The organism is Enterobacter sp. CPE_E863 (assembly GCF_046521465.1).
Lineage (GTDB): Bacteria > Pseudomonadota > Gammaproteobacteria > Enterobacterales > Enterobacteriaceae > Enterobacter > Enterobacter adelaidei.
In genome coordinates this window covers 692611-719241 of sequence record NZ_JBKFZX010000001.1, presented here as the reverse complement: position 1 = coordinate 719241, position 26631 = coordinate 692611, and the positions used below count along the sequence as shown (strand labels likewise).

The following is a 26631-nucleotide window of genomic DNA, read 5'->3' as shown; positions in this document are numbered from 1 at the left end:
CTCCGCTCATTCATCCGATCACACGTCTTTTACGCGGCAGGTCAGCCCAAGCGTAACCAACGAAATCGCCGCAATCATCCAGTAGACCGACGCATGTCCATAGCTTTGCGACAGCGCCCCCTGAATCACCCCCGCCAGAATCACCCCGGTGGAAATACTGTTGGTAAAAAGCGTGGTCGCCGAGCCCGCACGGCCAGGCATTAAATCCTGGAACCAGAGCATGCCTATTCCGGCAACAATCCCAATAAACACAGCGTTAAATAGCTGTAGCGCCAGCAGCGCTTCCCGCGAGTGGAAGAAGATCAGCCCCACGTAGAACATCACCCCGGCAGCCACCGCAATGACCATCATCCTGCGTTTACCAAAACGCTTCACGTAATACCCGGCCAGAATCATCGCCGGAATTTCCAGCCCGGCCGCGGTTCCCATTAAGATCCCCGCGAGCTTATCCGGCAGCCCCAGGGAGCTGCTGATCCACAGCGGCATGTCGATGATATACATCGTGTTGCAGGTCCACATCAGCGTGGAGGCGATAAATAGCATGCGGACATTTTTGTCCTGCCAGCCGCTCACCTGAGTAATGGGTTTGTCCGTTGTCTGCTCGACGCGCGCCACAGACGGCAGCGCGAAAGCAATCAACACCAGGCTTATCGCAAAAATGCCTGCCGCAATGGAGAACATGGCGGTAAAGCCGTAATTCAATGCCAGCATGAAGGCCAGAGGCGGGCCAATAACCCATGCCAGGGAAAGCTGAGCACGCATCACCGAACTGAACATCACCACTTCCCGCGCGGAATTGTCAGCATACTCACGCGCCAGTGCGAACAGCTGCGGCATGGCGGTATTGGCCAGTGACGCCAGCAGCACGCCGCAGGTGATGAGCGTCAGATAATGACGATTAAAGGCAAAGAGTAACGCATTGCCAACGGCCATCGCACAGCAAAAGAGGATCAGTTTACGGCGATCGCCCTGGCTATCCGATCGTTTCGCCAGCCCCAGGCTGACCAGAATCCCGGCAATGGCGTTGACGGTATAAAACAGGCCAACCCAGAACGGCTGCGCCCCTACCTCCCGGCTGAGAAACAGACTCAGCGTCGGCGCCTGTAGCGCCCCCGCAACGCCCATCATAAAGGACACCAGCATAAAAGCGGCGTAGACGCCATTCAGGCGTCGCCCCATTGTCATCAACCAGAGCATGCGCAAATCCTTGTGAAAGCGAATCGAAATCGGGTGAAAGAATAAACGAAAAAAGCCAGCAAAAACATTTTGCTGGCGGGTGATAAGCACCAATACTCAGTCACACATGATCGAGGCGAGTTAGCGGGAAGAGGTCGGTGTTGTAACGTCCCACTGCATCAATTCTTCTAACGTTTTCAGCCGTTGCTCTGCACACCGGCGGGCCAGCCAGGACGTTCCTTTTGTCGCTGAAAAATAGTGCTGATAAAACTGACGTGCGGTAGACCTCTTCATAATTTACCTCCTCACTTCATCGGGAACTATTATTGGCTTAATATAGGGATTAATAAATTGCTGATTATTTGTCAGGAGTTCCTCTTTTATGCCTTCCGGTCGACTGCAACAACAATTTATCCGCCTCTGGCAGTGCTGTGAGGGGCAATCGAAGGAGACCACGCTGAACGAGCTGGCTGACCTGCTCAGCTGTTCTCGCCGTCATATGCGTACCCTGCTTAACACCATGCAACAGCAAGGCTGGTTGAGCTGGGAAGCAGAGGCGGGTCGCGGCAAACGCTCGCGTCTTACCTTTCTCTATACCGGGTTAGCGCTACAGCAGCAGCGTGCAGAAGATTTGCTGGAGCAGGATCGCATCGATCAGCTGGTGCAACTGGTCGGCGACAAAGCGGCCGTACGCCAGATGCTGGTTTCACATCTCGGGCGCAGTTTTCGTCAGGGCCGACACATCCTGCGGGTGCTCTACTATCGGCCAATGAAAAATCTGTTACCCGGCACGGCGTTGCGTCGCTCTGAAACCCATATGGCCCGACAAATCTTCAGCGGCCTGACGCGCATAAATGAGGAAAATGGGGAACTGGAAGCAGATATTGCGCACCACTGGCAGCAACTTTCCCCGCTTCACTGGCGCTTTTTTTTACGCCCTGGCATCCACTTTCACCACGGCCGCGAGCTGGAGATGAGCGACGTCATTGACTCTCTTCAGCGCGCGCGCGCACTTCCTCTGTATGCCCATGTCTCGCGGATCCACTCCCCGACAGCATGGACCGTTGACATCGAACTGTCCGAGCCAGACCAGTGGTTGCCGTGGCTAATGGGCTATGTTCCGTCGATGATCCTGCCGCGCGAATGGGCATCTCTGCCTCATTTTGCCAGCCAGCCCGTAGGGACAGGCCCTTACGCAGTGACGCGCAATACCAGCAACCAGCTTAAAATTCGCGCCTTTGACGACTACTTTGGCTATCGCGCGCTGATCGATGAAGTCAACGTCTGGGTTCTGCCTGACATCAGCGAAGAGCTGAGCTGCGGCTTAACGCTGGAAGGGCCAACCGAGGGGGAAAAAGCGGTTGAAAGCCGTCTTGAAGAAGGCTGCTATTACCTGCTGTTTGACGCTCGCAGCCATCGTGGCGCCAGTCGCGAGGTGCGCAGGTGGGTTAGCCACATTCTCTCTCCGGCTAACCTTATCTATCAGGCGGAAGAGCAATACCAGACATACTGGTTCCCGGCCTACGGCCTGCTCCCACGCTGGCACCACGCCCGACCGGTTCACGGTGAAAAGCCTGCCGGGCTGGAGTTGATCACGTTGACCTATTACCGTGACCATGTGGAGCACCGCTTTATCGCCCGGATCATGAGCAAACTGCTGGCTGCTGAAGGCGTTCATCTCGACATTCAGGAGGTCGATTATGATGAATGGCACCGCGGAGATATCGTCAGTGATATCTGGCTGAACAGCGCCAACTTCACCCTACCGCTCGATTTCTCGCTGTTCTCTCACCTGTATGAAGTGCCGCTGATCCAGCACTGCATCGAACGCGACTGGCAGCAGGATGCCGCCCGGTGGCGAGCAGGTGAGATGAACCTGGCCTCGTGGTGTCAGCAACTGCTCGCGCAGCAGGCGATTGTGCCGCTGATCCATCACTGGCTGATGATTCAGGGTCAGCGCAGTATGCGCGGCCTGCGGATGAACACCTTAGGCTGGTTTGATTTTAAATCCGCCTGGTTTGCCCCGCCGGAGCCATAACGCTTTCGCAATATTCACCAAATCATTACAATAGCGCCGTTCTCAACGGGGTGCTGCATCACTGATGTGCGCTGAGATAATACCCGTCGAACCTGATCCGGATAACGCCGGCGAAGGGATTTGAGGCTGTTGCTCAAAATCCTTTGCCACTCAACCCTGAGGTGCAAAGTGTTAAAAAAAGTTCTCCCCCTGCTGGCGCTGTTCGCGCTGCCTGCTATTGCGAAGCCCGTTCTGACGGTCTACACCTACGACTCCTTCTCTGCTGACTGGGGCCCAGGCCCGGTGGTGAAAAAAGCCTTTGAAGCGGACTGTAACTGTGAATTGAAATTCGTGGCGCTGGAAGATGGCGTCTCACTGCTCAACCGCCTGCGTATGGAAGGGAAAAACAGTAAAGCCGATGTGGTGCTCGGGCTGGATAACAACCTGCTGGAGGCCGCCTCGCAGACCAAACTGTTTGCCAAAAGTGGCGTAGCTGCAGATGCCGTCAACGTTCCGGGCGGCTGGAAAAATGACACTTTCGTTCCGTTCGACTACGGCTACTTTGCCTTTGTTTACGACAAAAACAAGCTGAAAAACCCGCCGAAAAGCCTGAAAGAGCTGGTGGAAGGCGATCAGAAATGGCGCGTCATTTATGAAGACCCTCGCACCAGCACTCCGGGTCTGGGTCTGCTGCTGTGGATGCAGAAAGTCTATGGGGATAAAGCGCCGGAAGCATGGCAGAAACTGGCCGCCAAAACCGTCACTGTCACTAAAGGCTGGAGTGAAGCCTACGGTCTGTTCCTGAAAGGGGAAAGCGACCTGGTACTGAGTTATACCACCTCCCCGGCCTACCACATCATCGCTGAGAAAAAAGACAACTATGCCGCGGCCAATTTCGCTGAAGGTCATTACCTGCAGGTGGAAGTGGCTGCGCGTACCGCGGCCAGCAAACAGCCAGAACTTGCCGAGAAGTTCCTGAAATTTATGGTTTCACCGGCATTCCAGAATGCCATTCCGGCGGGTAACTGGATGTATCCTGTGACCAACGTAGCATTGCCAGCAGGTTTCGAGCAGCTGACCAAACCGCAAACGTCTCTGGAGTTTACGCCGCAACAGGTCGCTTCACAGCGTGCAGCATGGGTAAGTGAATGGCAACGCGCCGTCAGCCGCTAATTCCCGGCTGGTTAATTCCTGGGCTGCTCGCCGCCATGCTGATGGTGGCGGTCAGCCTGGGCGCTTTTCTTGCATTGTGGTTGAACGCGCCAGAGAGTGACCTGCTCTCCCTCTGGCACGACAGCTATCTCTGGCACGTTATCCGCTTTTCTTTCTGGCAGGCGTTTCTCTCTGCCCTGCTGTCGGTGACCCCCGCCATTTTCCTTGCTCGTGCGCTTTATCGCAGGCGTTTCCCCGGCAGGCAGGCGCTGCTGCGCCTGTGCGCCATGACGCTGATCCTGCCCGTGCTGGTAGCCGTGTTTGGCATCCTGAGCGTTTATGGTCGTCAGGGCTGGCTGTCTTCACTGTTCGGCCTGCTCGGTCTGGAGTGGCATTTCTCGCCATACGGGCTTCAGGGCATCCTGCTGGCGCACGTCTTTTTCAATATGCCGATGGCGACACGGCTCTTTTTACAGGCGCTGGAAAATATCCCCGGCGAGCAGCGCCAGCTTGCGGCACAGCTGGGCATGCGCGGCTGGTCTTTCTTCCGCTTTGTTGAATGGCCGTGGCTGTGCCGCCAAATCCCGCCAGTTGCCGCGCTGATCTTCATGCTCTGCTTTGCCAGCTTTGCTACCGTGCTTTCACTGGGTGGTGGACCGCAGGCAACAACCATTGAGCTGGCAATCTATCAGGCGCTGAGTTACGACTACGATCCTGGTCGGGCTGCGCTGCTGGCGATAGTTCAGATGGTGTGCTGTCTTGTACTGGTGCTGCTGAGCCAGCGTCTGAGTAAAGCCATTTCGCCGGGCAGTAACCAGATAACAGGCTGGCGCGATCCCCAGGATAGCCTGCGTAGCCGTATCACCGATATTTCGCTTATTACGCTGGCGCTGCTGCTGATGCTGCCGCCGCTGATGGCCGTTATCATCGATGGCCTGAACCTCAATCTCCTGTCCGTGTTGCAGCAGTCTGTGCTCTGGCAAACGACCTGGACTTCACTGCGCATTGCGCTGGCCGCCGGGTTGCTGTGCGTCATACTGACCATGATGCTGCTGTGGAGCAGTCGCGAGCTTTATGCCTGCCATGCCCGTAAAGCCGGACAGGCGCTGGAGCTAACGGGTATGCTGATCCTGGCCATGCCAGGCATTGTACTGGCGACGGGATTCTTTTTACTTTTCAACAGTACCGTGGGTCTGCCGGAAAGTGCCGACGGCATTGTGATATTTACCAATGCCCTGATGGCGATCCCTTATGCTCTGAAGGTACTGGAAAACCCGATGCGCGACGTTAATAGCCGCTACGCACTGCTGTGTCAGTCACTTGGCATTCAGGGCTGGCAACGGCTGAGAGTCGTCGAACTGCGGGCACTAAAACGCCCTCTGGCACAGGCGCTGGCTTTCGCCTGCGTGCTCTCAATCGGTGATTTTGGCGTGGTCGCGCTCTTCGGCAATGAAGATTTCCGCACGCTGCCATACTGGCTGTACCAGCAGATCGGCTCTTACCGTAGCCAGGATGGCGCCGTCACGGCACTCTTGCTGCTGTTACTCTGCTTTGCCTTATTTACCGTTATCGAAAAACTTCCGGGGCGTGATGTTAAAACTGATTGATGTAACCTGGCTCTACCAGCACCTGCCAATGCGCTTCACGCTTTCTGCCCGCCAGGGAGAGATGATTGCGGTTCTGGGCCCAAGTGGAGCAGGAAAAAGCACGTTGCTCAATCTGATAGCCGGGTTTCTGCAACCGGCAAGCGGGTCAATAATGATTGAAAACCACGATCATACCCGCACGCCACCCGCCCGGCGTCCGGTGTCGATGCTGTTTCAGGAAAATAATCTTTTCACCCATCTTACCGTACGGCAGAACATCGCCCTGGGGATGGATCCGGGGTTAAAACTGAACGATACCCAGCGCCAGAAGCTGGAGATTATTGCCGGGCAGATGGGGATCACCGGGTTTATCGACCGTCTGCCAGGGGAGCTTTCCGGCGGTCAACGCCAGCGTGTCGCGCTGGCGCGTTGTCTGGTACGCGAGCAGCCTGTTCTGTTGCTGGACGAGCCCTTCTCTGCACTCGACCCGGCGCTGCGCCAGGAAATGCTGGCTCTGGTACAGGAGGTCTGCCAGCGTCAGAAGCTCACCATGTTGATGGTATCGCACAGCATTGAGGATGCCGCGAGGATTGCTCCGCGATCGGTGGTGATCGCGGAGGGTCGCATTCTATGGGATGGCGAAACGGAAGCACTGGTAAGTGGGAAAGCGAGCGCATCACAGCTTCTGGGTATTGGTTAACGGCTGACGACCTTCAATAAAATCTCGCCATACACCGGCATCAGCGGGTGGCGGATCAACGCCACCAGCGCCACTACGGCTATGCCGAGCGTCAACGGCGCAAGCCACAAAAGGCGCGAGCGAGGCAGGTAGCGCGTCAGACGATCAATATTCGCTTTCGCGCTGCGCCACAGCCGCCAGCACAGCCATGCGGCGATCCACAGCAGCAGAGCGGTCGCCAGCAATAGCCACTTAAACTCACCGCTTTGCATACCATCAGGAATATCAATAGCCGCCCCCGCGAGGATCCCCGGCAGGAAGTAAAACGGCGGCCAGAAGACACAGCCGATAATATTCGGCACAACAAATTTTGTGACTGGCAGATCCAGCATCCCGGCGACCATGGGCACCAGCGGACGCGTCGGCCCGACAAAGCGGCCGACCAGGATGGTGAACATGCTGTGCTGGTGCAGCGCATGTTCGGTTTTATCCAGCAGGGCTTTGTTCTTTTTCATGAACGACCAGCGGTGCAGCGGCTTCTTAAAGCGCCAGCCCAGCCAGAAGGAGATCCAGTCGCCCAGCAGGCAGCCGATAATCCCGGCCAGCCACGCCTGCCAGAAGTTGACCTCGCCGCTGCCAATCAGCGCGCCAAGCCCGGCCATCATCACGGTGCCGGGCAGAATTAACCCGACCAGCGCCAGCGATTCCAGAAACGCCACCAGCGCAACGGCGATGAGCGAGTACATAACGGACTGGGTAATAAAGTGTTCCAGCAAAGCCTGCATAACTATTCCGGTCAGAAAACGAATCAGCGATTCTGCTTAGCGCCCCGCACCGCGTCAAGGCATCAATTGTCTGAATAGTTTACAGGTTGCTTCCACAGTTCACCTGTTTGTTTATCTTTTTTTACCGTTTATTCACAACCCGCGCGGAATTCACTGGGGCTGGCACCCGTGCATTTTTTGAAAACACGAGAGAAATAAAGTTGATCCTCAAAGCCCACGTTACGCCCCACGGTGGCAATCGGCATCCGGGTGGTGCTGAGTAACAGCTTCGCCTGACTGATACGCTGGTCCTCACGCCAGCTTAGCACGCTGACGCCAAGCTGCTGGCGAAAGAGATGCGACAGCCGCGACGGAGACAGACAGACGTGCTGAGCGACGCTGGCGATATCAAACTGACTATCTGCCAGATGGTCACTGATGTACTGGCAGGCGTCGCGCACGCGGTTATCCAGTGGAGGATTAAGCGATTCGTTAATGGCCTCCATACGCCGCAGCAGCAGTTGTTCAAGCAGGTTAATCGCCAGCAGTTCGGCATAACGTCCTCCCGCCTGCCCCGCCTCAATGATCTGCGCAAAAAGCTCGCGAAACTGAGCAAGATGGAGATCATCCGGTCGATAAAAACCGGTATGCGCAAAAATCGCCGGCCACGAAAGCCACTCCTGCCAGTAGGCGCGCGGACGGAAGTAGACCCACTGGTGATACCACTCTTTTGCATCCGGGTGACGCCCGTAGTGGTGGATCTCCCCCGGCGGGAACAACAGGATATCGCCGGGGCGGCAGACAAACTGCTGGTCACCGTTCTTGATGATCCCCTCCCCGCGCACGGTCAGGTTGAGGATATACCCTTTCATCCCGAGTGGGCGGTCAATGTAAAAGTCGAGGTATCCCTCAGCCTCGATAGGGGTCAGTCCCGCCACAAGGTGCGCGTTAAACGAGTATCCCGGCAGCAAAGGATCGTTTTGCGTTTCGGCCATAGATTCAGTTCTCCCAAGGGTCCTGAAGGAAACCAATTGTCCATATCGTAAAAAGCAGGTTAAAAATGGCCCGCGAAAAGATCCAAAAAGCATCACGCCTCTTTTACGTCCGCCATGTTTCAGCCTTTCCCCCTGATTTATCCGCCAGGTCAGGCAAATAAGCAGTAACAAAAGTGTCTATAAGTGCGGCAGAAATGTCCACATTGAATATTTGCACGGCGTCACACTTTCCATCGCAACAGCAATTTAGTCCATAAGATTAGCGAATCCTGCCTGACGATTTTCGCCCCCAGTCTCTAATGTTCTTCCATACCTGTTTTTTTGATGGAGCAACACCATGGCAATTGCGATTGGCCTCGATTTTGGCAGCGACTCGGTTCGCGCGCTGGCAGTGGACTGTACGTCCGGCCAGGAGATAGCAACCAGCGTTGAGTGGTACCCGCGCTGGCAAGAGGGGCGCTACTGCGATGCGCCAAATAACCAGTTCCGTCACCACCCGCGTGACTACATCGAGTCAATGGAAGCGGCAATCAAAACCGTTCTCGCTGAACTGACTGACGCTCAGCGGGCAGAGATTGTCGGGATTGGCGTCGACAGTACCGGTTCTACACCAGCCCCTGTGGATGCGGAAGGCCGCGTGCTGGCGCTGCGCCCTGAGTTTGCCGACAACCCGAACGCCATGTTCGTGCTGTGGAAAGACCATACCGCCGTGGAAGAGGCCGAAGCCATCACCCGCCTGTGCCATCAAACGGGTAAAACAGACTACTCGCGCTACATCGGCGGCATTTACTCCAGCGAATGGTTCTGGGCCAAGATCCTGCACGTTACCCGTGCAGACGCATCGGTTGCCCAGGCGGCCGTCTCCTGGATTGAACTGTGCGACTGGGTTCCCGCTCTGCTCTCCGGCACCACCCGCCCGCAGGATATCCGTCGTGGTCGCTGCAGCGCCGGGCATAAATCCCTGTGGCACGAAAGCTGGGGCGGCCTGCCTCCGGCTGCGTTCTTCGATGAACTCGACCCGATCATCAACAAGAGCCTGACATATCCGCTGTTTACCGACACCTTCACCGCTGATATCCCTGCCGGCACGCTCTGCGAAGAGTGGGCGAAGCGTCTTGGGCTTCCGCAGAATGTGGCCATCTCCGGCGGCGCGTTTGACTGCCATATGGGCGCAGTCGGAGCAGGTGCACAACCCAATACGCTGGTGAAAGTGATCGGCACCTCGACCTGCGACATTCTGACGGCAGATAAATCCACCGTTGGCAACCGCGCGGTAAAAGGTATCTGCGGCCAGGTTGACGGTAGCGTGGTGCCGGACTTTATCGGCCTTGAAGCCGGTCAGTCTGCGTTTGGTGATATCTACGCCTGGTTTGGCCGCGTGCTCGGCTGGCCGCTGGACCAGCTGGCGGCGGCGCATCCTGAACTGAAAACCCAGATCGCCGAGAGCAAAAAGCAGCTCCTGCCACAGCTCACTGACGCCTGGGCAAAAAATCCGTCTCTCGATCATCTCCCGGTGGTGCTGGACTGGTTCAACGGCCGCCGTACGCCGTTTGCTAACCAGCGCCTGAAAGGGGTGATTACCGATCTCAACCTGGCAACCGACGCACCTGCGCTGTTTGGCGGTTTGATTGCCGCCACCGCGTTTGGCGCACGCGCCATTATGGAGTGCTTCACCGAACAGGGCATCGACGTGAACAACGTGATGGCGCTGGGCGGTATCGCCCGTAAAAACCCGGTGATCATGCAGGCCTGCTGCGACGTGCTGAACCGTCCGCTGCAGATTGTGGCCTCCGATCAGTGCTGCGCGCTGGGCGCGGCAATTTTCGCCGCCGTCGCCGCAGGTGTTCACGCGGATATCCCGACGGCTCAGCAGCATATGGCGAGCGCCGTCGAAAACACCCTGCAGCCGCGCGCCTCGCAGGCGCAGCGCTTTGAACAGCTTTATCAGCGCTACCAGCAATGGGCAAAAAGCGCCGAACTCCACTATCTCCCTGTCGCCGCCCCGGCCAAAAGCACCGCGGACACTACGGCAACCCTGACCCATTAAGGACACGACGATGACCATTTTTAATAATTATGAAGTGTGGTTTGTGATTGGCAGCCAGCATCTGTACGGGCCGGAAGCACTGAAACAGGTGACGAAACACGCGGAGCATGTCGTTAACGCGCTGAATGCAGAAGCTAAACTGCCGTGCAAACTGGTGCTGAAACCGCTGGGCACCACGCCGGACGAAATCACTCACATTTGCCGGGACGCCAACTACGACGATAAATGCGCCGGGATGGTGGTGTGGCTGCATACCTTCTCGCCCGCCAAAATGTGGATCAATGGCCTGTCCATCCTCAATAAACCTTTACTTCAGTTCCATACCCAGTTCAACGCCTCCCTGCCGTGGGACAGCATCGACATGGACTTTATGAACCTGAACCAGACCGCGCACGGCGGCCGTGAGTTTGGCTTCATCGGCGCGCGTATGCGTCAGCAGCACGCCGTCGTGACTGGCCACTGGCAGGATCAGCACGCGCAAAAACGTATCGGCTCCTGGATGCGTCAGGCGGTCTCTAAGCAGGACACCCGCCACCTGAAAGTGGTGCGTTTTGGTGACAACATGCGTGAAGTTGCGGTCACCGACGGCGATAAAGTCGCCGCGCAGATCAAGTTCGGTTTCTCCGTGAATACCTGGGCCGTGGGCGACCTGGTTCAGGTGGTGAATGAAATCAGCGATGGCGACGTGAGCGCGCTGGTGGATGAGTACGAAAGCAGCTATCGCCTGACGCCAGCGGCACAGATCAACGGCGACAAGCGCCAGAACGTGCTGGACGCGGCGCGCATTGAGCTGGGCATGAAGCGTTTCCTGGAACAGGGCGGCTTCCACGCTTTCACCACCACGTTTGAAGATCTCCACGGTCTGAAACAACTGCCAGGCCTGGCAGTACAACGTCTGATGCAGCAGGGCTACGGCTTTGCGGGCGAAGGCGACTGGAAAACTGCCGCTCTGCTTCGCATCATGAAAGTGATGTCAACCGGTCTGCAGGGCGGCACCTCCTTTATGGAGGATTACACCTACCACTTCGAGAACGGCAACGACCTGGTGCTCGGCTCTCACATGCTGGAAGTGTGCCCTTCTATCGCCGTCGAAGAGAAACCGATCCTCGACGTGCAATACCTTGGTATCGGCGGCAAAGCCGATCCGGCGCGTCTGATCTTCAACACGCGTACTGGCCCGGCTATCAACGCCAGCCTGATCGATCTGGGCGATCGTTTCCGCCTGCTGGTCAACTGCGTCGACGCGGTTGAAACGCCGCACTCCCTGCCTAAACTGCCGGTCGCCAACGCCCTGTGGAAAGCACAGCCTGATCTGCCAACCGCGTCAGAGGCCTGGATCCTGGCCGGTGGAGCGCACCACACGGTCTTCAGCCACGCACTGGATCTCAATGACATGCGTCAGTTTGCCGAACTGCACGATATCGAGCTGACCGTGATTGATAACGATACCCGCCTGCCAGCCTTCAAAGACGCGCTGCGCTGGAACGAAGTCTATTACGGTTCAAAACGTTAACAGGGGAATCTTTGGCCTGCCGCAGGGCGGGCCTCTTTTCCTGGAGGATTGCATGCTAGAAGAACTCAAACGTCAGGTACTCGAAGCCAACCTGGCGCTGCCGAAACACAATCTCGTCACCCTGACCTGGGGTAACGTTAGCGCCGTTGATCGGGAAAAAGGCGTGTTTGTGATCAAGCCTTCCGGCGTCGATTACAGCGTAATGACGGCGGAAGATATGGTCGTGGTCAGTATCGCCACGGGCGAAGTAGTGGAAGGAACGAAAAAGCCCTCCTCTGATACGCCAACTCACCGTCTGCTGTACCAGTCATTCCCGACGGTCGGCGGCATTGTCCACACCCATTCACGCCATGCGACCATCTGGGCGCAGGCTGGCCAGTCCATCCCGGCCACTGGCACCACGCACGCGGACTACTTTTACGGCACCATTCCCTGTACCCGTTTAATGACCGATGCAGAGATCAACGGTGAATATGAGTGGGAAACCGGCAACGTGATTGTCGAAACCTTTGAAAAGCAGGGAATCGACGCGGCTCAGATGCCGGGGGTTCTGGTGCACTCCCACGGCCCGTTTGCCTGGGGGAAAAACGCGGAAGATGCAGTGCATAACGCGATAGTGCTCGAAGAAATTGCCTATATGGGGATCTTCTGTCGCCAGCTGGCGCCGCAGCTACCGGATATGCAGCAAACCCTGCTGGATAAACATTATCTGCGCAAGCACGGTGCGAAAGCCTATTACGGGCAATAAACTGTATATATACCCAGCATAAACTATTCAACCAGGCTATAATCATGCCTGGTTTTGTTTTATGGGATAACGGCGTGGCGCAGGCGCAAGAAGGCTTTTTACTGACCCGACACTGGCGGGATACCCCTCAAGGTACTGAGGTTGCATTCTGGCTGGCAACGGACAACGGCCCGCTGAATGTTACGCTGCCGCCACAGGAATCCGTGGCCTTTATTCCTGAGGCACACGTCGAAAAAGCGAAGCAGTTGCTGCGCGGCGAAAATAACTGGCGCATCACGCCGCTTGAACTGAAGGATTTTCACCGTCAGCCGGTTTACGGACTTTACTGTCGCGCCCACCGGCAATTAATGCGCTATGAAAAACTGCTGCGTGAAGCGGGTGTCACGCTTTATGAAGCGGATATCCGTCCACCGGAGCGTTTTCTGATGGAGCGGTTTATTACCGCACCGGTTTGGGTCGATGGCACCGAGCAAAACGGCCGAATTGTCGATGCACGCCTGAAGCCCAACCCGCACTATCGCCCGCCGCTGAAATGGGTGTCGCTGGATATCGAAACCACCCGCCACGGGGAACTGTACTGCATTGGTCTGGAAGGCTGCGGCGATCGGGTTGTCTATATGCTCGGACCGCCGAATGGCGATGCCTCCGCGCTGGATTTCCGGCTGGAGTATGTCAACAGCCGTCCTCATCTGCTGGAAAAACTGAATCAGTGGTTTGCCGAGTACGACCCCGATGTGCTGATTGGCTGGAACGTGGTGCAGTTTGACCTGCGGGTGTTGCAAAAACACGCCGAGCGGTACCGAATTCCGCTGATGCTGGGACGTGGCAATACGGAAATAGAATGGCGCGAACATGGTTTTAAAAACGGCGTATTCTTCGCCCAGGCTAACGGCCGCCTGATTATCGACGGCATTGAGGCACTGAAATCCGCCTTCTGGAACTTCTCTTCGTTCTCTCTGGAAGCCGTCGCGCAGGAGCTGCTTGGCGAAGGCAAATCTATCGACAACCCCTGGGACAGAATGGATGAAATAGACCGCCGCTTTAACGAAGATAAACCGGCGCTTGCCACCTATAACCTGAAAGACTGCGAGCTGGTCACGCAGATTTTCCACAAAACCGAGATTATGCCGTTCCTGCTGGAGCGTGCGACGGTAAACGGTCTCGCAGCCGATCGACACGGCGGCTCCGTGGCGGCCTTTAGTCATCTCTACTTCCCCCGTATGCACCGTGCGGGGTATGTCGCCCCGAATCTCGGAGAGGTACCACCGCAGGCCAGCCCCGGCGGTTATGTCATGGATTCCCGGCCAGGGTTGTATGACTCCGTGCTGGTGCTGGACTACAAAAGCCTCTACCCGTCGATAATCCGCACCTTCCTGATCGATCCCGTCGGGCTGGTTGAGGGCATGGCCCAACCGGATGATGAGCACAGCACCGAAGGCTTTCTCGGGGCTCGCTTCTCACGCGAAAAACACTGTCTGCCGGAGATCGTCGGAAGCATCTGGCACGGTCGCGACGAAGCCAAGCGCCACGGCAATAAGCCGCTCTCGCAGGCGCTAAAAATCATCATGAATGCCTTTTATGGCGTGCTGGGTACCAGCGCCTGCCGTTTCTTCGACCCACGGCTGGCCTCCTCGATCACCATGCGCGGTCACGAGATCATGCGACAGACCAAAGCGCTGATTGAATCCAGGGGCTATGACGTCATCTACGGCGACACGGACTCCACCTTTGTGTGGCTTAAGGGTGGACATTCGGAAGACGATGCCGCGCAAATCGGCAAAGCACTGGTTGCCTACGTAAACGACTGGTGGCGGGTGCATTTGCAAAAAGAGCGGTTAAACAGCGCGTTAGAACTGGAATATGAAACCCATTTTGCCCGCTTTTTAATGCCCACCATTCGCGGTACCGATCAGGGTAGCAAGAAGCGCTACGCCGGGCTGATTCAGGAAGGCGACGCGCAGAGGATGGTCTTTAAAGGGCTGGAGACGGTACGCACCGACTGGACTCCTCTGGCGCAACAGTTCCAGCAAACGCTCTATCTGCGAGTCTTTCGCAATGAGCCTTATCAGGATTACGTGCGCGAAACCATTGCCAGCCTGATGGCCGGTGAGCTGGACGATCAACTGGTATATCGCAAACGCCTGCGCCGCCCGCTGGCTGAATACCAGCGCAACGTACCGCCACACGTGCGCGCCGCCCGTCTGGCGGATGAAGAGAATGTGCGACGGGGTCGCTCGCCGCAGTATCAAAACCGGGGGACAATCAAATATGTCTGGACCACCAGCGGCCCGGAACCTGTTGATTATCAACAGTCGCCACTCGATTACGATCACTACCTGACGCGCCAGCTCCAGCCCGTTGCAGAGGGAATTTTACCCTTCATCGACGATGATTTTGCTACACTAGTGACAGGGCAACTTGGCCTATTTTGACACGTGACGAAATGGCTGCCATCCAGTACCATAGCGCCCTTTCCATTCCCGGACCCATTTTTCGATGACCGTCTTTTTTGACGGGGTCGAACTATTGCCTGCAATTAAAGATTAGAGCCGAACAACTATGCCTTTTACACTTGGTCAACGCTGGATCAGCGATACAGAAAGCGAACTCGGATTAGGAACTGTCGTTGCCGTCGATGCGCGCATGGTTACCCTCCTCTTCCCTGCCACTGGTGAAAACCGCCTGTACGCTCGCAATGACTCCCCTGTGACCCGCGTGATGTTTAATCCGGGTGACACCGTGACCAGCCATGACGGCTGGCAGCTCAAGGTTGAAGACGTAAAAGAAGAGAATGGACTGCTCGCCTACATTGGCACTCGCCTGGACACTGACGAGACCAATGTCATCCTGCGTGAAGTGCTGCTCGACAGCAAACTGGTTTTCAGTAAGCCGCAGGACCGCCTGTTTGCCGGGCAAATCGACCGCATGGATCGTTTCTCTCTGCGCTATCGCGCCCGTAAGTTCCAGAGTGAACAGTACCGTATGCCGTGGAGCGGCCTGCGTGGTCAACGCACCAGCCTGATCCCTCACCAGTTGAATATCGCCCATGACGTCGGCCGTCGTCATGCACCTCGCGTACTGCTGGCAGACGAAGTGGGTCTGGGTAAGACTATTGAAGCCGGTATGATCCTGCATCAACAGCTGCTTTCTGGCGCAGCCGAGCGCGTGCTGATTGTGGTTCCTGAAACCCTGCAGCATCAGTGGCTGGTCGAAATGCTGCGCCGCTTTAACCTGCGCTTCTCGCTGTTTGACGACGAACGCTACGCAGAAGCCCAGCACGATGCGGACAACCCGTTTGAAACTGAACAGCTGGTAATTTGCTCGCTGGACTTCGTGCGCCGCAGCAAGCAGCGTCTTGAACACCTGTGCGATGCCGAATGGGATCTGATGGTCGTCGATGAAGCGCATCATCTGGTCTGGAGCGAAGATGCGCCGAGCCGCGAATATATGGCGATCGAACAGCTTGCCGAACGTGTACCTGGCGTCCTGCTGCTGACCGCAACGCCGGAACAGCTGGGGCTGCAAAGCCACTTTGCACGTCTTCGCCTGCTCGACCCAAACCGTTTTCATGATTTTGAGCAGTTTGTTGAAGAGCAGAAAAACTACCGCCCGGTTGCCGACGCTGTCGCCCTTTTACTGGCGGGCAAGCGTCTGTCCAATGACGAACTCAATACCCTGAGCGATCTGATTGGCGAGCAGGATATTGAACCGCTGCTGCAGGCAGCCAACAGCGAAGGTGACAACGCGGAATCAGCACGTAAAGAACTGATCGATATGCTGATGGACCGCCACGGCACCAGCCGTGTTCTGTTCCGTAACACCCGTAACGGCGTGAAAGGTTTCCCGAAACGCGAACTGCACACCATCAAACTGCCACTGCCAACGCAGTACCAGACGGCGATTAAAGTGTCCGGCATCATGGGGGCGCGTAAAACCGCCGAAGAACGTGCGCGTGACATGCTCTATCCGGAACAAATTTACCAGGAATTCGAAGGTGATACCGGCACCTGGTGGAACTTTGACCCACGCGTAGAGTGGCTGATGGGCTACCTGACCGCACACCGTTCTCAGAAAGTGCTGGTGATCTGCGCCAAAGCCGCCACTGCACTGCAGCTGGAGCAGGTTCTGCGTGAGCGTGAAGGTATTCGTGCAGCCGTGTTCCACGAAGGCATGTCTATTGTTGAACGTGACCGTGCGGCAGCCTGGTTTGGTGAAGAAGACAGCGGCGCACAAGTTCTGCTGTGTTCTGAGATCGGCTCTGAAGGTCGTAACTTCCAGTTCGCCAGCAATCTCGTGATGTTCGATCTGCCGTTTAATCCGGATCTGCTGGAGCAGCGTATCGGTCGTCTGGATCGTATCGGTCAGGCGCACGATATTCAGATCCACGTTCCGTATCTGGAAAAAACCGCTCAGTCCGTTCTGGTGCGCTGGTTCCATGAAGGTCTGGATGCATTCGAGCATACCTGCCCAACAGGCCGTACCATTTACGATCAGGTTCATAGCGACCTGATCGGTTACCTGGCAGCGCCAGAAACAACCGACGGTTTTGATGAGCTGATCAAATCTTGCCGCGAGAAGCACGACGCGCTGAAAACTCAGCTGGAGCAGGGACGTGACCGTCTGCTGGAGATCCACTCCAACGGTGGCGAAAAGGCACAAGCGCTGGCTGAAAGCATTGAAGAGCAGGATGACGACACCAGCCTGATCAGCTTCTCCATGAACCTGTTCGACATCGTCGGGATCAACCAGGACGATCGCGGTGAGAATATGATCGTTCTGACCCCGTCCGATCACATGCTGGTCCCTGATTTCCCGGGCCTGCCGGAAGATGGCTGCACCATCACCTTCGAGCGCGATCTGGCCCTCTCTCGCGAAGATGCCCAGTTCATTACCTGGGAGCACCCGCTGATCCGCAACGGTCTGGATCTGATCCTCTCTGGTGATACAGGCAGCAGCACCATCTCCCTGTTGAAAAACAAGGCGCTGCCGGTCGGTACCCTGTTGGTCGAGCTGATCTACGTTGTGGAAGCCCAGGCGCCGAAACAGCTGCAGCTCACCCGCTTCCTGCCGCCGACGCCAGTGCGTCTGCTGCTGGACAAAAACGGCACCAACCTGGCCGCACAGGTCGAGTTCGAGAACTTCAACCGTCAGCTAAGCGCGGTAAACCGTCATACGGGCAGCAAGCTGGTCAACGCAGTTCAGCAGGACGTGCATGCCATTCTGCAACTGGGTGAAACCCAGGTTGAAAAAGCGGCCAGGGCGCTGATTGATGCCGCGCGCAGTGAAGCGGACGAGAAGTTATCTGCTGAACTTTCCCGTCTGGAAGCGCTGAAAGCGGTGAACCCGAACATCCGTGACGACGAGCTGGCGGCGATTGAAAGCAACCGCCAGCAGGTGCTGGAAAGCCTGGACCAGGCGAGCTGGCGTCTGGATGCCCTGCGTCTCATCGTTGTGACGCATCAGTAAACGGAGCGCGAAATGGTAATGGAGCCCTACAATCCACCGACGGATCCCTGGCTGGTCATTCTGTATCAGGATGAGCACATTATGGTCGTCAACAAGCCAAGCGGCTTGTTGTCCGTGCCGGGACGTCTGGATGAACACAAAGACAGCGTGATGACGCGTATTCAGCGTGATTATCCGCAGGCTGAGTCCGTCCATCGTCTGGACATGGCAACCAGCGGCGTGATTGTAGTGGCTCTGAATAAAGCGGCGGAGCGGGAGCTTAAACGCCAGTTCCGCGAGCGCGAGCCGAAAAAACAGTACGTGGCGCGCGTATGGGGTCACCCGGCGCAGGAGGAAGGGCTGGTGGATTTACCGCTGATTTGCGACTGGCCGAACCGGCCAAAGCAGAAAGTGTGTTATGAAACCGGCAAGGCGGCGCAAACCGAGTATGAAGTGCTGGAGTACTCGCCGGATAACACCGCGCGCGTATTGTTAAAGCCAATTACCGGACGCTCTCACCAGCTGCGCGTACATATGCTCGCTATGGGGCATCCGATTCTGGGCGACCGCTTCTACGCACCGCCTGAAGCGCTGGCCTTAGCGCCACGTCTGCAGTTGCACGCGCAGACGCTCACCATCACTCACCCGGCCTTCGGTAACGCGATGACGTTTAAAGCCCCGGTGGACTTCTAAAAAAAGCCCGACACCGTCGGGCTTTGTTTATTTGAAACCTTTCTTCTCTTTAATGAGCTCGTACGCCTTCTGGATTTCCTGCGCTTTTTGCTTCGCCATCTCCATCATTTCTGGTGGCAGGCCTTTCGCGACCAGTTTGTCCGGATGATGCTCGCTCATGAGCTTACGATAGGCACGTTTAATCGTGGTCTGATCGTCAGAGGGCTTTACGCCAAGCACATTGCAGGCGTCCTCCAGCGTCGGGCCACGCTGCGCCTGCTGCCAGGCACCGCCAGACGACTGCTGGTGATAGCCGCCGCCAAATTGCGCACCGCCCTGCATCATCCGCAGGAACTGGTCGAACTGCATACGGGAAATCCCCAGTTCCTCCGCAATGACGTATAAAACATCACGTTCATTAGGATGAAGCGAGCCGTCGGCGAATGCCGCCTGAATTTGAATCTCCAGAAACATCCGAATTAAATCGAAACGACCGAAGCAGATGCTGCGGAACTGACGCATTTTTTCGCGCAATGGATAGTTATCAGATTTACCGATGCGGAACGCATTTTGCGCCTCCAGACGGGAGTCTCCATGCAGATTCATACGATCCATAAAGACGCTGGCAATCTGAATATCGGCTTCTGTCACGCGTCCTTTGGATTTGGTTAAGTGCCCCATGACCTCAAAGGTGGTTGAGAAAAAGAGGGACTGGCGCTCGCGCTGGTTGGCAAACCAGGCCATTTTGCGGCTGCGCGCCTTATCAAACATATGGCCGATAATAAGCCCAAGCACAATTCCCCAGAACCCGGCACCCATGATGATGGCGAACGCAACGCCGATTATTTTACCCCAATACTGCATATACTCCCCGGATAGTCATATTCCTGTACGACGCAACGCCATCATCACAGTGTTTAAGCCACGGTCAATTGAAGGACATCGCCTATAATTTGCTTTATCATACTCGTCATTCGATAGCGAGCCTAACACTCTGGCACGCAAACGGCAGGATTAACGCTGGTACTGCGCTGATGAGTAAGATAGTCTCTGAGCGTTTGTAAGCCGTAGCCACTGATGACGGAACAATAAAATACAACGTATGAAAAAACGTATCCCCACCCTCCTGGCCACAATGATTGGCACAGCCCTGTACAGTCAACAGGGGCTGGCGGCCGATCTCGCCTCGCAGTGTATGCTTGGCGTCCCAAGTTATAATCGTCCTCTGGTGAGTGGCGATACAAATAACTTACCGGTAACCATTACTGCCGACAGTTCCAAAGGTACCTATCCTGACAATGCCACGTTTACGGGTAATGTGGATATTAACCAGGGTAACAGCCGCCTGCAGGCAGATGAAGTGCAGTTGCACCAGAAGCAGCCGGAAGGTGCGGCCGAGCCGGTACGAACGGTGGATGCGCTGGGTAATGTGCACTATGACGACAATCAGGTCATCCTGAAAGGTCCGAAAGCCTGGTCAAACCTGAATACTAAAGATACTAACGTCTGGAAAGGTGATTACCAGATGGTGGGTCGCCAGGGGCGCGGTGACGCAGACCTGATGAAACAGCGCGGTGAAAACCGCTATACCATTCTGGAAAATGGTACCTTTACCTCCTGTCTGCCAGGTTCGAATACCTGGAGCGTGGTCGGGAGCGAAGTCATCCATGACCGTGAAGAACAGGTTGCCGAGATCTGGAACGCGCGCTTCAAGCTGGGTCCGGTTCCAGTGTTCTACAGCCCTTACCTGCAACTTCCCGTGGGTGACAAACGTCGCTCCGGCTTCTTGATCCCTAATGCCAAATACAGCACCACGAACTACTTTGAGTTCTACCTGCCGTATTACTGGAACATTGCGCCCAACATGGACGCCACGATCACGCCGCACTATATCCATAAGCGCGGCAACATCATGTGGGAAAACGAGTTCCGTTATCTGACTCACGCCGGTGCGGGTCTGATGGAGCTGGATTATCTGCCGTCGGATAAAGTCTTCCAGGACGAGCATCCAACGGAAGGTAACAAGCACCGCTGGATGTATTTCTGGCAGCATTCCGGGGTGATGGATCAGGTCTGGCGTTTCAACGTCAACTACACCAAGGTCAGTGACCCGAACTACTTCAACGATTTCTCGTCAAAATACGGTTCAAGTACCGATGGCTATGCCACACAGATCTTTAGCGTTGGCTATGCGGTGCAGAACTTTGATGCAACGGTCACAAGCAAGCAGTTCCAGGTCTTCTCCAGCCAAACGGCAAGTACCTATGGTGCTGAGCCACAGCTGGACGTCAACTGGTACCAGAATGACGTAGGTCCATTCGATACCCGTATTTATGGTCAGGCGGTGCATTTTGTAAACACAAACGCCAATATGCCGGAAGCCACGCGTGTTCACCTGGAGCCGACCATCAACCTGCCATGGTCGAACGACTGGGCAAGTCTGAACACAGAAGCCAAGCTGATGGCGACCCACTATCAGCAGAAAAATATTGATGATTACAATACCACCAACAATGCCCATCTTGAGGAATCCGTAAACCGTACGCTTCCTCAGTTCAAAATGGACGGTAAGCTAATCTTCGAACGCAATATGGGCCTGCTGGCGGATGGCTATACCCAGACGCTTGAGCCACGTATGCAGTACCTGTACGTGCCTTATCGCGACCAGAGCAACATCAATAACTACGACTCCTCTTTACTGCAATCTGACTATAGCGGCCTGTTCCGCGACCGTACCTACGGTGGCCTTGACCGCATTGCATCTGCGAACCAGTTAACGACCGGCGTCACATCGCGTGTTTATGATGATGCTGCCGTTGAACGTTTTAACGTTTCTGTTGGTCAAATCTACTATTTCACCGAGTCACGAACCGGTGATGACAACATTAACTGGGAGAAAGACAACAAAACGGGTTCACTGGTTTGGGCTGGTGATACTTACTGGCGTATGACTGAGCGCTGGGGCCTGCGTGGCGGAGTGCAATATGACACTCGCCTGGACAATATCGCCAACAGTACTGCGGCCATTGAATATCGCCGTGATGAAGACCGTATGGTGCAGTTGACCTATCGTTACGCCAGTCCGGAATATATTCAGGCCACATTGCCAAACTATGGTACTGGGGCACAGTATAAAGACGGCATCTCGCAGGTGGGTGGCGCAGCAAGTTGGCCAATCGCCGATCGCTGGTCAATCGTCGGGGCTTACTACTTTGACACCAACACCAGTAAATCAGCTGACCAGATGGTGGGTCTGCAATATAACTCTTGCTGTTACGCGCTGCGCGTCGGTTACGAGCGCAAACTTAACGGCTGGGATACTAAAAACAATCAAAGCGAATACGATAACGTGATTGGCTTTAACTTCGAGTTACGCGGTTTGAGTTCCAATTACGGTCTGGGTACGCAGAAAATGCTTCGTTCGAACATTCTGCCGTACCGTAGCTCTTTGTAATGTGCTTGATTTGCAACGTAATCCGCTTTGCGGTTAATTGAAATGGAAAAAGTATGAAGAACTGGAAAACGCTGCTGCTCGGTGTCGCTATGGTTGCGAATACCAGCTTCGCGGCCCCCCAGGTTGTTGATAAGGTCGCTGCTGTGGTTAACAACGGCGTCGTGCTTGAAAGTGACGTTGACGGTCTGATGAAATCTGTGAAGCTCAATTCGGGCGAAGCAGGCCAGCAACTTCCGGATGATGCAACGTTGCGCCACCAGATCCTGGAGCGTCTGATCATGGATCAGATCGTTCTGCAGATGGGTCAAAAAATGGGTGTGAAGGTCACTGACGAGCAGCTCGATCAGGCGATTGCTAACATCGCGAAACAGAACAATATGTCCATGGATCAGATGCGCAGCCGTCTGGCCTACGACGGTATCAGCTACGCCACCTACCGCAACCAGATCCGTAAAGAGATGCTGATTTCGGAAGTGCGTAACAATGAAGTGCGTCGCCGTGTCACGATCCTGCCTCAGGAAGTGGACGCGCTGGCAAAACAGGTCGGTAACCAGAATGATGCCAGCACTGAGCTGAATCTGAGCCACATTCTGATCCCACTGCCAGAGAATCCAACCTCCGATCAGGCTGCTGAAGCAGAAAGCCAGGCACGTTCTATTGTCGAACAAGCGCGTAATGGCGGTGACTTTGGCAAGCTGGCGATCACCTACTCCGCAGACCAACAGGCGCTTAAAGGCGGCCAGATGGGTTGGGGACGTATTCAGGAGCTGCCATCCATCTTTGCCCAGGCACTGAGCACAGCGAAGAAAGGCGATATCGTCGGTCCAATCCGTTCAGGTGTGGGTTTCCACATTCTGAAAGTGAACGATCTCCGTGGGCAGAGCCAGAATATTTCCGTTACGGAAGTCCATGCTCGTCATATCCTGCTGAATGTCTCTCCGATCATGAATGATGATCAGGCACGTGCGAAACTGGAACAAATTGCTGCTGACATTAAGAGCGGTAAAACATCCTTCGCAAATGCTGCAAAAGAGTTCTCTCAGGATCCAGGCTCTGCTAACCAGGGCGGCGATCTGGGCTGGGCGGCTGCGGATATTTATGATCCTGCATTCCGCGATGCACTGATGAAGCTGAACAAGGGCCAGATCAGTGCTCCGGTTCACTCTTCGTTTGGCTGGCATCTGATCGAGCTGATGGATACCCGTAACGTTGATAAAACGGACGCGGCGCAGAAAGACAGAGCCTACCGGATGCTGTTTAACCGTAAGTTCTCTGAAGAAGCGGCAACCTGGATGCAGGAACAACGCGCCAGTGCTTACGTGAAAATTCTGAGTAACTAATGAAACAGCATCGTGTTGTTATCACTCCCGGCGAACCCGCCGGGATTGGGCCTGACCTCGTTGTCCAGCTCGCCCAGCGCAGCTGGCCGGAAGAACTGGTTGTCTGCGCTGATGCAACACTGTTACAAGACCGGGCAACACTGCTCGGTCTGCCTTTAACGCTTATCCCTTACGTTGAAGGTCAACAGCCAGCACCGCAACAAGCCGGTACGCTCACGCTGCTTTCTGTTCCCCTTCGTACGCCTGTTGTCCCAGGCCAGCTCAGCACGGAAAACGGCCACTATGTCGTTGAAACCCTTGCACGCGCCTGCGACGGTTGTCTGAAAGGTGAATTTGCCGCGCTTATCACCGGCCCCGTGCACAAAGGCGTCATCAACGAAGCGGGTATCCCGTTTACCGGCCATACCGAGTTCTTTGAAGAACGCTCGCACAGCCCGAAAGTGGTGATGATGCTGGCGACGGAGGAGATGCGCGTTGCTCTGGTGACAACCCACCTGCCCATTAAGGCCATCCCTGATGCCATCACTCCGGAACTGCTGCGGGAGATCATCGGGATCCTGCATCATGACCTGCAAACCAAATTCGGCATCAAACAGCCACACGTTCTGGTCTGCGGCCTGAATCCACACGCTGGTGAAGGTGGGCACATGGGCACCGAAGAGATCGACACCATTATTCCGGTACTTGAAGAAATGCGTGCAAAAGGGATGAATTTAAGCGGGCCACTGCCTGCTGATACCCTTTTCCAGCCGAAATACCTGGATAATGCCGACGCCGTACTTGCGATGTACCACGATCAGGGCCTGCCCGTGCTAAAATACCAGGGCTTTGGCCGCGGGGTGAATATCACCCTCGGCTTACCTTTTATTCGAACGTCCGTTGACCACGGTACTGCGCTGGATCTGGCAGGCCAGGGGAAAGCGGATGTCGGCAGTTTTATTACGGCGCTTAATCTCGCCATCAAAATGATTGTTAATACTCAATGACTAATCGAGTCCATCAGGGCCACTTAGCCCGAAAACGCTTCGGGCAAAACTTCCTCAACGATCAGTTCGTGATCGACAGCATCGTCTCTGCCATTAATCCGCAGAAAGGTCAGGCTATGGTCGAAATCGGCCCAGGTCTTGCCGCACTGACCGAGCCAGTAGGTGAACGCCTCGACGAACTGACCGTTATCGAACTGGACCGCGATCTGGCCGCACGCCTGCAAACGCACCCGTTCCTGGGGCCAAAGCTGACCATCTATCAGCAGGATGCCATGACCATGAACTTTGGCGAACTGTCAGAAAAAATGGGACAGCCTCTGCGCGTATTCGGCAACCTGCCGTATAACATCTCCACACCGCTAATGTTCCATCTCTTTAGCTATACTGATGCCATTGCTGATATGCACTTCATGTTGCAAAAAGAGGTTGTTAACCGACTGGTTGCAGGGCCGAACAGTAAAGCGTATGGTCGTTTAAGCGTGATGGCGCAATATTTCTGCAACGTGATCCCGGTCCTCGAAGTTCCGCCATCTGCCTTTACGCCGCCACCGAAAGTAGACTCTGCGGTTGTGCGCCTGGTGCCGCATAAAACGATGCCGTACCCGGTCAAGGATCTGCGCGTACTGAGCCGTATCACTACGGAAGCCTTTAACCAGCGCCGTAAAACAATCCGTAATAGCCTGGGTAATCTGTTTACGGTTGACGTGCTGGCTGAGTTGGGTATCGACCCGGCAATGCGTGCAGAGAACATCTCCGTAGAGCAGTACTGCAAGCTGGCTAATTACATCAGTGAAAATGCGCCTCCGAAGGAGAGTTAAGCCATGATTGATTCGCCCCGCGTCTGTGTCCATGTACAAAGCGTCTATGTTGAATCTCAATCCTCACCGGATGAAGAACGCTATGTCTTCGCTTACACCGTGACCATTCGCAATCTGGGGCGGATGCCTGTGCAACTGCGCGGGCGCTACTGGCTTATCACCAACGGTAATGGCCGTGAAATCGAAGTTCAGGGTGAAGGTGTGGTCGGTGAACAACCCCATATCGATCCTGGCGAAGAGTATCAGTACACCAGCGGCGCGGTGATTGAAACGCCGCTGGGTACCATGCAAGGCCATTACGAAATGGTCGACGTTGATGGCAATGTGTTCCGCGTTGCTATTCCTGTGTTCCGTCTCGCCGTTACAACACTCATTCATTAATCTAATGTCTACATATCTGATTGGCGACGTTCACGGTTGCTACGATGAACTGATCGCATTATTAAAACAGGTCGACTTTACGCCCGGACAGGACACACTCTGGCTAACGGGAGATTTAGTTGCGCGTGGCCCCGGCTCTCTTGATGTTTTACGTTTCGTCAAATCGCTGGGAGACAACGTGCGCATGGTGCTGGGCAATCACGATCTGCATTTACTGGCTGTCTTCGCCGGGATCAGTCGCAACAAACCCAAAGACCGGCTCACGCCATTGCTGGATGCACCGGACGCGGACGAGCTGATCAACTGGCTACGCCGTCAGCCCTTGCTGCAGGTCGACGAAGAGAAAAAGCTGGTCATGGCCCATGCCGGGATCACGCCGCAATGGGATCTTGAAACGGCGAAAACCTGTGCGCGTGATGTTGAAGCGGTTCTGGCAAGCGACTCATATCCTTTCTTCCTCGATGCCATGTACGGCGATATGCCGAACCACTGGAGCGAAGATCTCAGCGGTCTGGCCCGCCTGCGCTTTATCACCAACGCTTTTACCCGAATGCGTTTTTGTTTCCCGAACGGGCAGCTGGACATGTATTCAAAAGAGACACCGGAAAGTGCGCCCGCCCCGCTCAAACCGTGGTTTGCCATTCCGGGGCCTGTGACAAACGAATACAGCGTGGTGTTCGGTCACTGGGCTGCGCTGGAAGGTAAAGGCACGCCTGAAGGGATCTACGGTCTTGATACCGGATGCTGCTGGGGTGGAGAGTTAACCTGCTTGCGCTGGGAAGATAAAGCTTACTTTGTCCAGCCATCCAACCGACAGCTGGACTTAGGTGAAGACGAGGCCGTTGCCTCCTGAGGTTT

General features: G+C 55.5%; 21 protein-coding genes and 1 riboswitch. Of the genes, 16 read left to right on the top strand and 5 right to left on the bottom strand.

The features are described from left to right. Nucleotides 1-18: 18 nt before the first annotated feature. Together ACLHV8_RS03385 and sgrT are read right to left on the bottom strand one after the other, a co-directional pair. Nucleotides 19-1197: a sugar efflux transporter gene (locus ACLHV8_RS03385; RefSeq protein ID WP_208593977.1), complete on the bottom strand. Its 1179-nt coding sequence runs from the start codon at nucleotides 1195-1197 to the stop codon at nucleotides 19-21. Between the two features lie 120 nt (nucleotides 1198-1317). Then, on the bottom strand, nucleotides 1318-1470 hold the full coding sequence (sgrT, locus tag ACLHV8_RS03380) for a glucose uptake inhibitor SgrT (protein ID WP_208593978.1): 153 nt from the start codon (nucleotides 1468-1470) through the stop codon (nucleotides 1318-1320). A gap of 88 nt (nucleotides 1471-1558) precedes the next feature. On the opposite strand from sgrT, the gene sgrR reads away from it, so the two are divergent. The 4 genes from sgrR to thiQ all read left to right on the top strand — a co-directional run bounded on the left by sgrR (nucleotide 1559) and on the right by thiQ (nucleotide 6631). Next, nucleotides 1559-3214, top strand: a complete 1656-nt coding sequence (gene sgrR / locus ACLHV8_RS03375) for an HTH-type transcriptional regulator SgrR (RefSeq protein WP_410376756.1) — start codon at nucleotides 1559-1561, stop codon at nucleotides 3212-3214. Between the two features lie 36 nt (nucleotides 3215-3250). After that, nucleotides 3251-3351, top strand: a riboswitch (TPP riboswitch). A gap of 31 nt (nucleotides 3352-3382) precedes the next feature. Beyond that, nucleotides 3383-4366 carry a thiamine ABC transporter substrate binding subunit gene (gene thiB / locus ACLHV8_RS03370; protein WP_108089558.1) on the top strand — a complete coding sequence of 328 codons (984 nt, stop codon included), beginning with the start codon at nucleotides 3383-3385 and terminating at the stop codon, nucleotides 4364-4366. Further along, the gene (gene thiP, locus ACLHV8_RS03365) at nucleotides 4342-5952 is read left to right on the top strand and encodes a thiamine/thiamine pyrophosphate ABC transporter permease ThiP (RefSeq protein ID WP_208593979.1); all 1611 of its coding nucleotides are present in this window, start codon (nucleotides 4342-4344) and stop codon (nucleotides 5950-5952) included. The genes thiB and thiP overlap by 25 nt, the downstream gene beginning before the upstream one ends. Next, on the top strand, nucleotides 5936-6631 hold the full coding sequence (thiQ, locus tag ACLHV8_RS03360) for a thiamine ABC transporter ATP-binding protein ThiQ (RefSeq protein WP_208593980.1): 696 nt from the start codon (nucleotides 5936-5938) through the stop codon (nucleotides 6629-6631). The genes thiP and thiQ overlap by 17 nt, the downstream gene beginning before the upstream one ends. Here thiQ and ACLHV8_RS03355 read toward each other — a convergent pair. Both ACLHV8_RS03355 and araC read right to left on the bottom strand, forming a co-directional pair. Then, nucleotides 6628-7395 carry a DedA family protein gene (locus ACLHV8_RS03355; protein WP_028016661.1) on the bottom strand — a complete coding sequence of 256 codons (768 nt, stop codon included), beginning with the start codon at nucleotides 7393-7395 and terminating at the stop codon, nucleotides 6628-6630. The genes thiQ and ACLHV8_RS03355 overlap by 4 nt on opposite strands. A gap of 128 nt (nucleotides 7396-7523) precedes the next feature. Then, on the bottom strand, nucleotides 7524-8369 hold the full coding sequence (gene araC / locus ACLHV8_RS03350) for an arabinose operon transcriptional regulator AraC (RefSeq protein ID WP_208593981.1): 846 nt from the start codon (nucleotides 8367-8369) through the stop codon (nucleotides 7524-7526). A gap of 337 nt (nucleotides 8370-8706) precedes the next feature. Between araC and araB the strand changes: the two genes are divergently transcribed. The 6 genes from araB to rluA all read left to right on the top strand — a co-directional run bounded on the left by araB (nucleotide 8707) and on the right by rluA (nucleotide 18815). After that, nucleotides 8707-10416, top strand: coding sequence for a ribulokinase (gene araB / locus ACLHV8_RS03345; protein WP_208593982.1), 1710 nt, complete (start codon nucleotides 8707-8709; stop codon nucleotides 10414-10416). Nucleotides 10417-10426: 10 nt separating this feature from the next. Beyond that, a complete protein-coding gene (gene araA / locus ACLHV8_RS03340) occupies nucleotides 10427-11929 on the top strand; it encodes an L-arabinose isomerase (RefSeq protein ID WP_208593983.1) in 1503 nt (500 codons plus the stop codon). A gap of 52 nt (nucleotides 11930-11981) precedes the next feature. Further along, nucleotides 11982-12677: an L-ribulose-5-phosphate 4-epimerase gene (araD, locus tag ACLHV8_RS03335; protein WP_028016657.1), complete on the top strand. Its 696-nt coding sequence runs from the start codon at nucleotides 11982-11984 to the stop codon at nucleotides 12675-12677. Between the two features lie 44 nt (nucleotides 12678-12721). Then, nucleotides 12722-15109, top strand: a complete 2388-nt coding sequence (polB, locus tag ACLHV8_RS03330; RefSeq protein ID WP_208593984.1) for a DNA polymerase II — start codon at nucleotides 12722-12724, stop codon at nucleotides 15107-15109. A gap of 127 nt (nucleotides 15110-15236) precedes the next feature. Then, the gene (rapA, locus tag ACLHV8_RS03325; protein WP_208593985.1) at nucleotides 15237-18143 is read left to right on the top strand and encodes an RNA polymerase-associated protein RapA; all 2907 of its coding nucleotides are present in this window, start codon (nucleotides 15237-15239) and stop codon (nucleotides 18141-18143) included. A gap of 12 nt (nucleotides 18144-18155) precedes the next feature. Next, entirely contained in the window at nucleotides 18156-18815 is a 660-nt protein-coding gene (gene rluA / locus ACLHV8_RS03320; RefSeq protein WP_028016654.1) for a bifunctional tRNA pseudouridine(32) synthase/23S rRNA pseudouridine(746) synthase RluA, read from the top strand. A 27-nt stretch (nucleotides 18816-18842) separates the two neighbouring features. Here rluA and djlA read toward each other — a convergent pair whose 3' ends face one another. Then, nucleotides 18843-19658 carry a co-chaperone DjlA gene (djlA, locus tag ACLHV8_RS03315; RefSeq protein ID WP_008502016.1) on the bottom strand — a complete coding sequence of 272 codons (816 nt, stop codon included), beginning with the start codon at nucleotides 19656-19658 and terminating at the stop codon, nucleotides 18843-18845. 238 nt (nucleotides 19659-19896) lie between these two features. Here djlA and lptD point away from each other — a divergent pair, with 238 nt between their 5' ends. From lptD to apaH, 6 genes are read left to right on the top strand one after another with little or no spacing between them, the layout of a single operon-like run. Continuing rightward, entirely contained in the window at nucleotides 19897-22248 is a 2352-nt protein-coding gene (gene lptD / locus ACLHV8_RS03310) for an LPS assembly protein LptD (RefSeq protein ID WP_028016652.1), read from the top strand. Between the two features lie 53 nt (nucleotides 22249-22301). After that, nucleotides 22302-23588, top strand: a complete 1287-nt coding sequence (gene surA, locus ACLHV8_RS03305) for a peptidylprolyl isomerase SurA (protein WP_208593986.1) — start codon at nucleotides 22302-22304, stop codon at nucleotides 23586-23588. Next, entirely contained in the window at nucleotides 23588-24574 is a 987-nt protein-coding gene (gene pdxA, locus ACLHV8_RS03300; RefSeq protein WP_208593987.1) for a 4-hydroxythreonine-4-phosphate dehydrogenase PdxA, read from the top strand. Before surA ends, pdxA begins: the two co-directional genes overlap by 1 nt. Beyond that, a complete protein-coding gene (gene rsmA, locus ACLHV8_RS03295) occupies nucleotides 24571-25392 on the top strand; it encodes a 16S rRNA (adenine(1518)-N(6)/adenine(1519)-N(6))-dimethyltransferase RsmA (protein ID WP_013095540.1) in 822 nt (273 codons plus the stop codon). The genes pdxA and rsmA overlap by 4 nt, the downstream gene beginning before the upstream one ends. A 3-nt stretch (nucleotides 25393-25395) precedes the next feature. Beyond that, nucleotides 25396-25773 (top strand): Co2+/Mg2+ efflux protein ApaG, encoded by a 378-nt coding sequence (gene apaG, locus ACLHV8_RS03290; RefSeq protein ID WP_028016649.1) that lies wholly within the window; start codon nucleotides 25396-25398, stop codon nucleotides 25771-25773. A gap of 4 nt (nucleotides 25774-25777) precedes the next feature. After that, entirely contained in the window at nucleotides 25778-26626 is an 849-nt protein-coding gene (gene apaH / locus ACLHV8_RS03285; RefSeq protein WP_208593988.1) for a bis(5'-nucleosyl)-tetraphosphatase (symmetrical) ApaH, read from the top strand. Nucleotides 26627-26631: the final 5 nt, after the last annotated feature.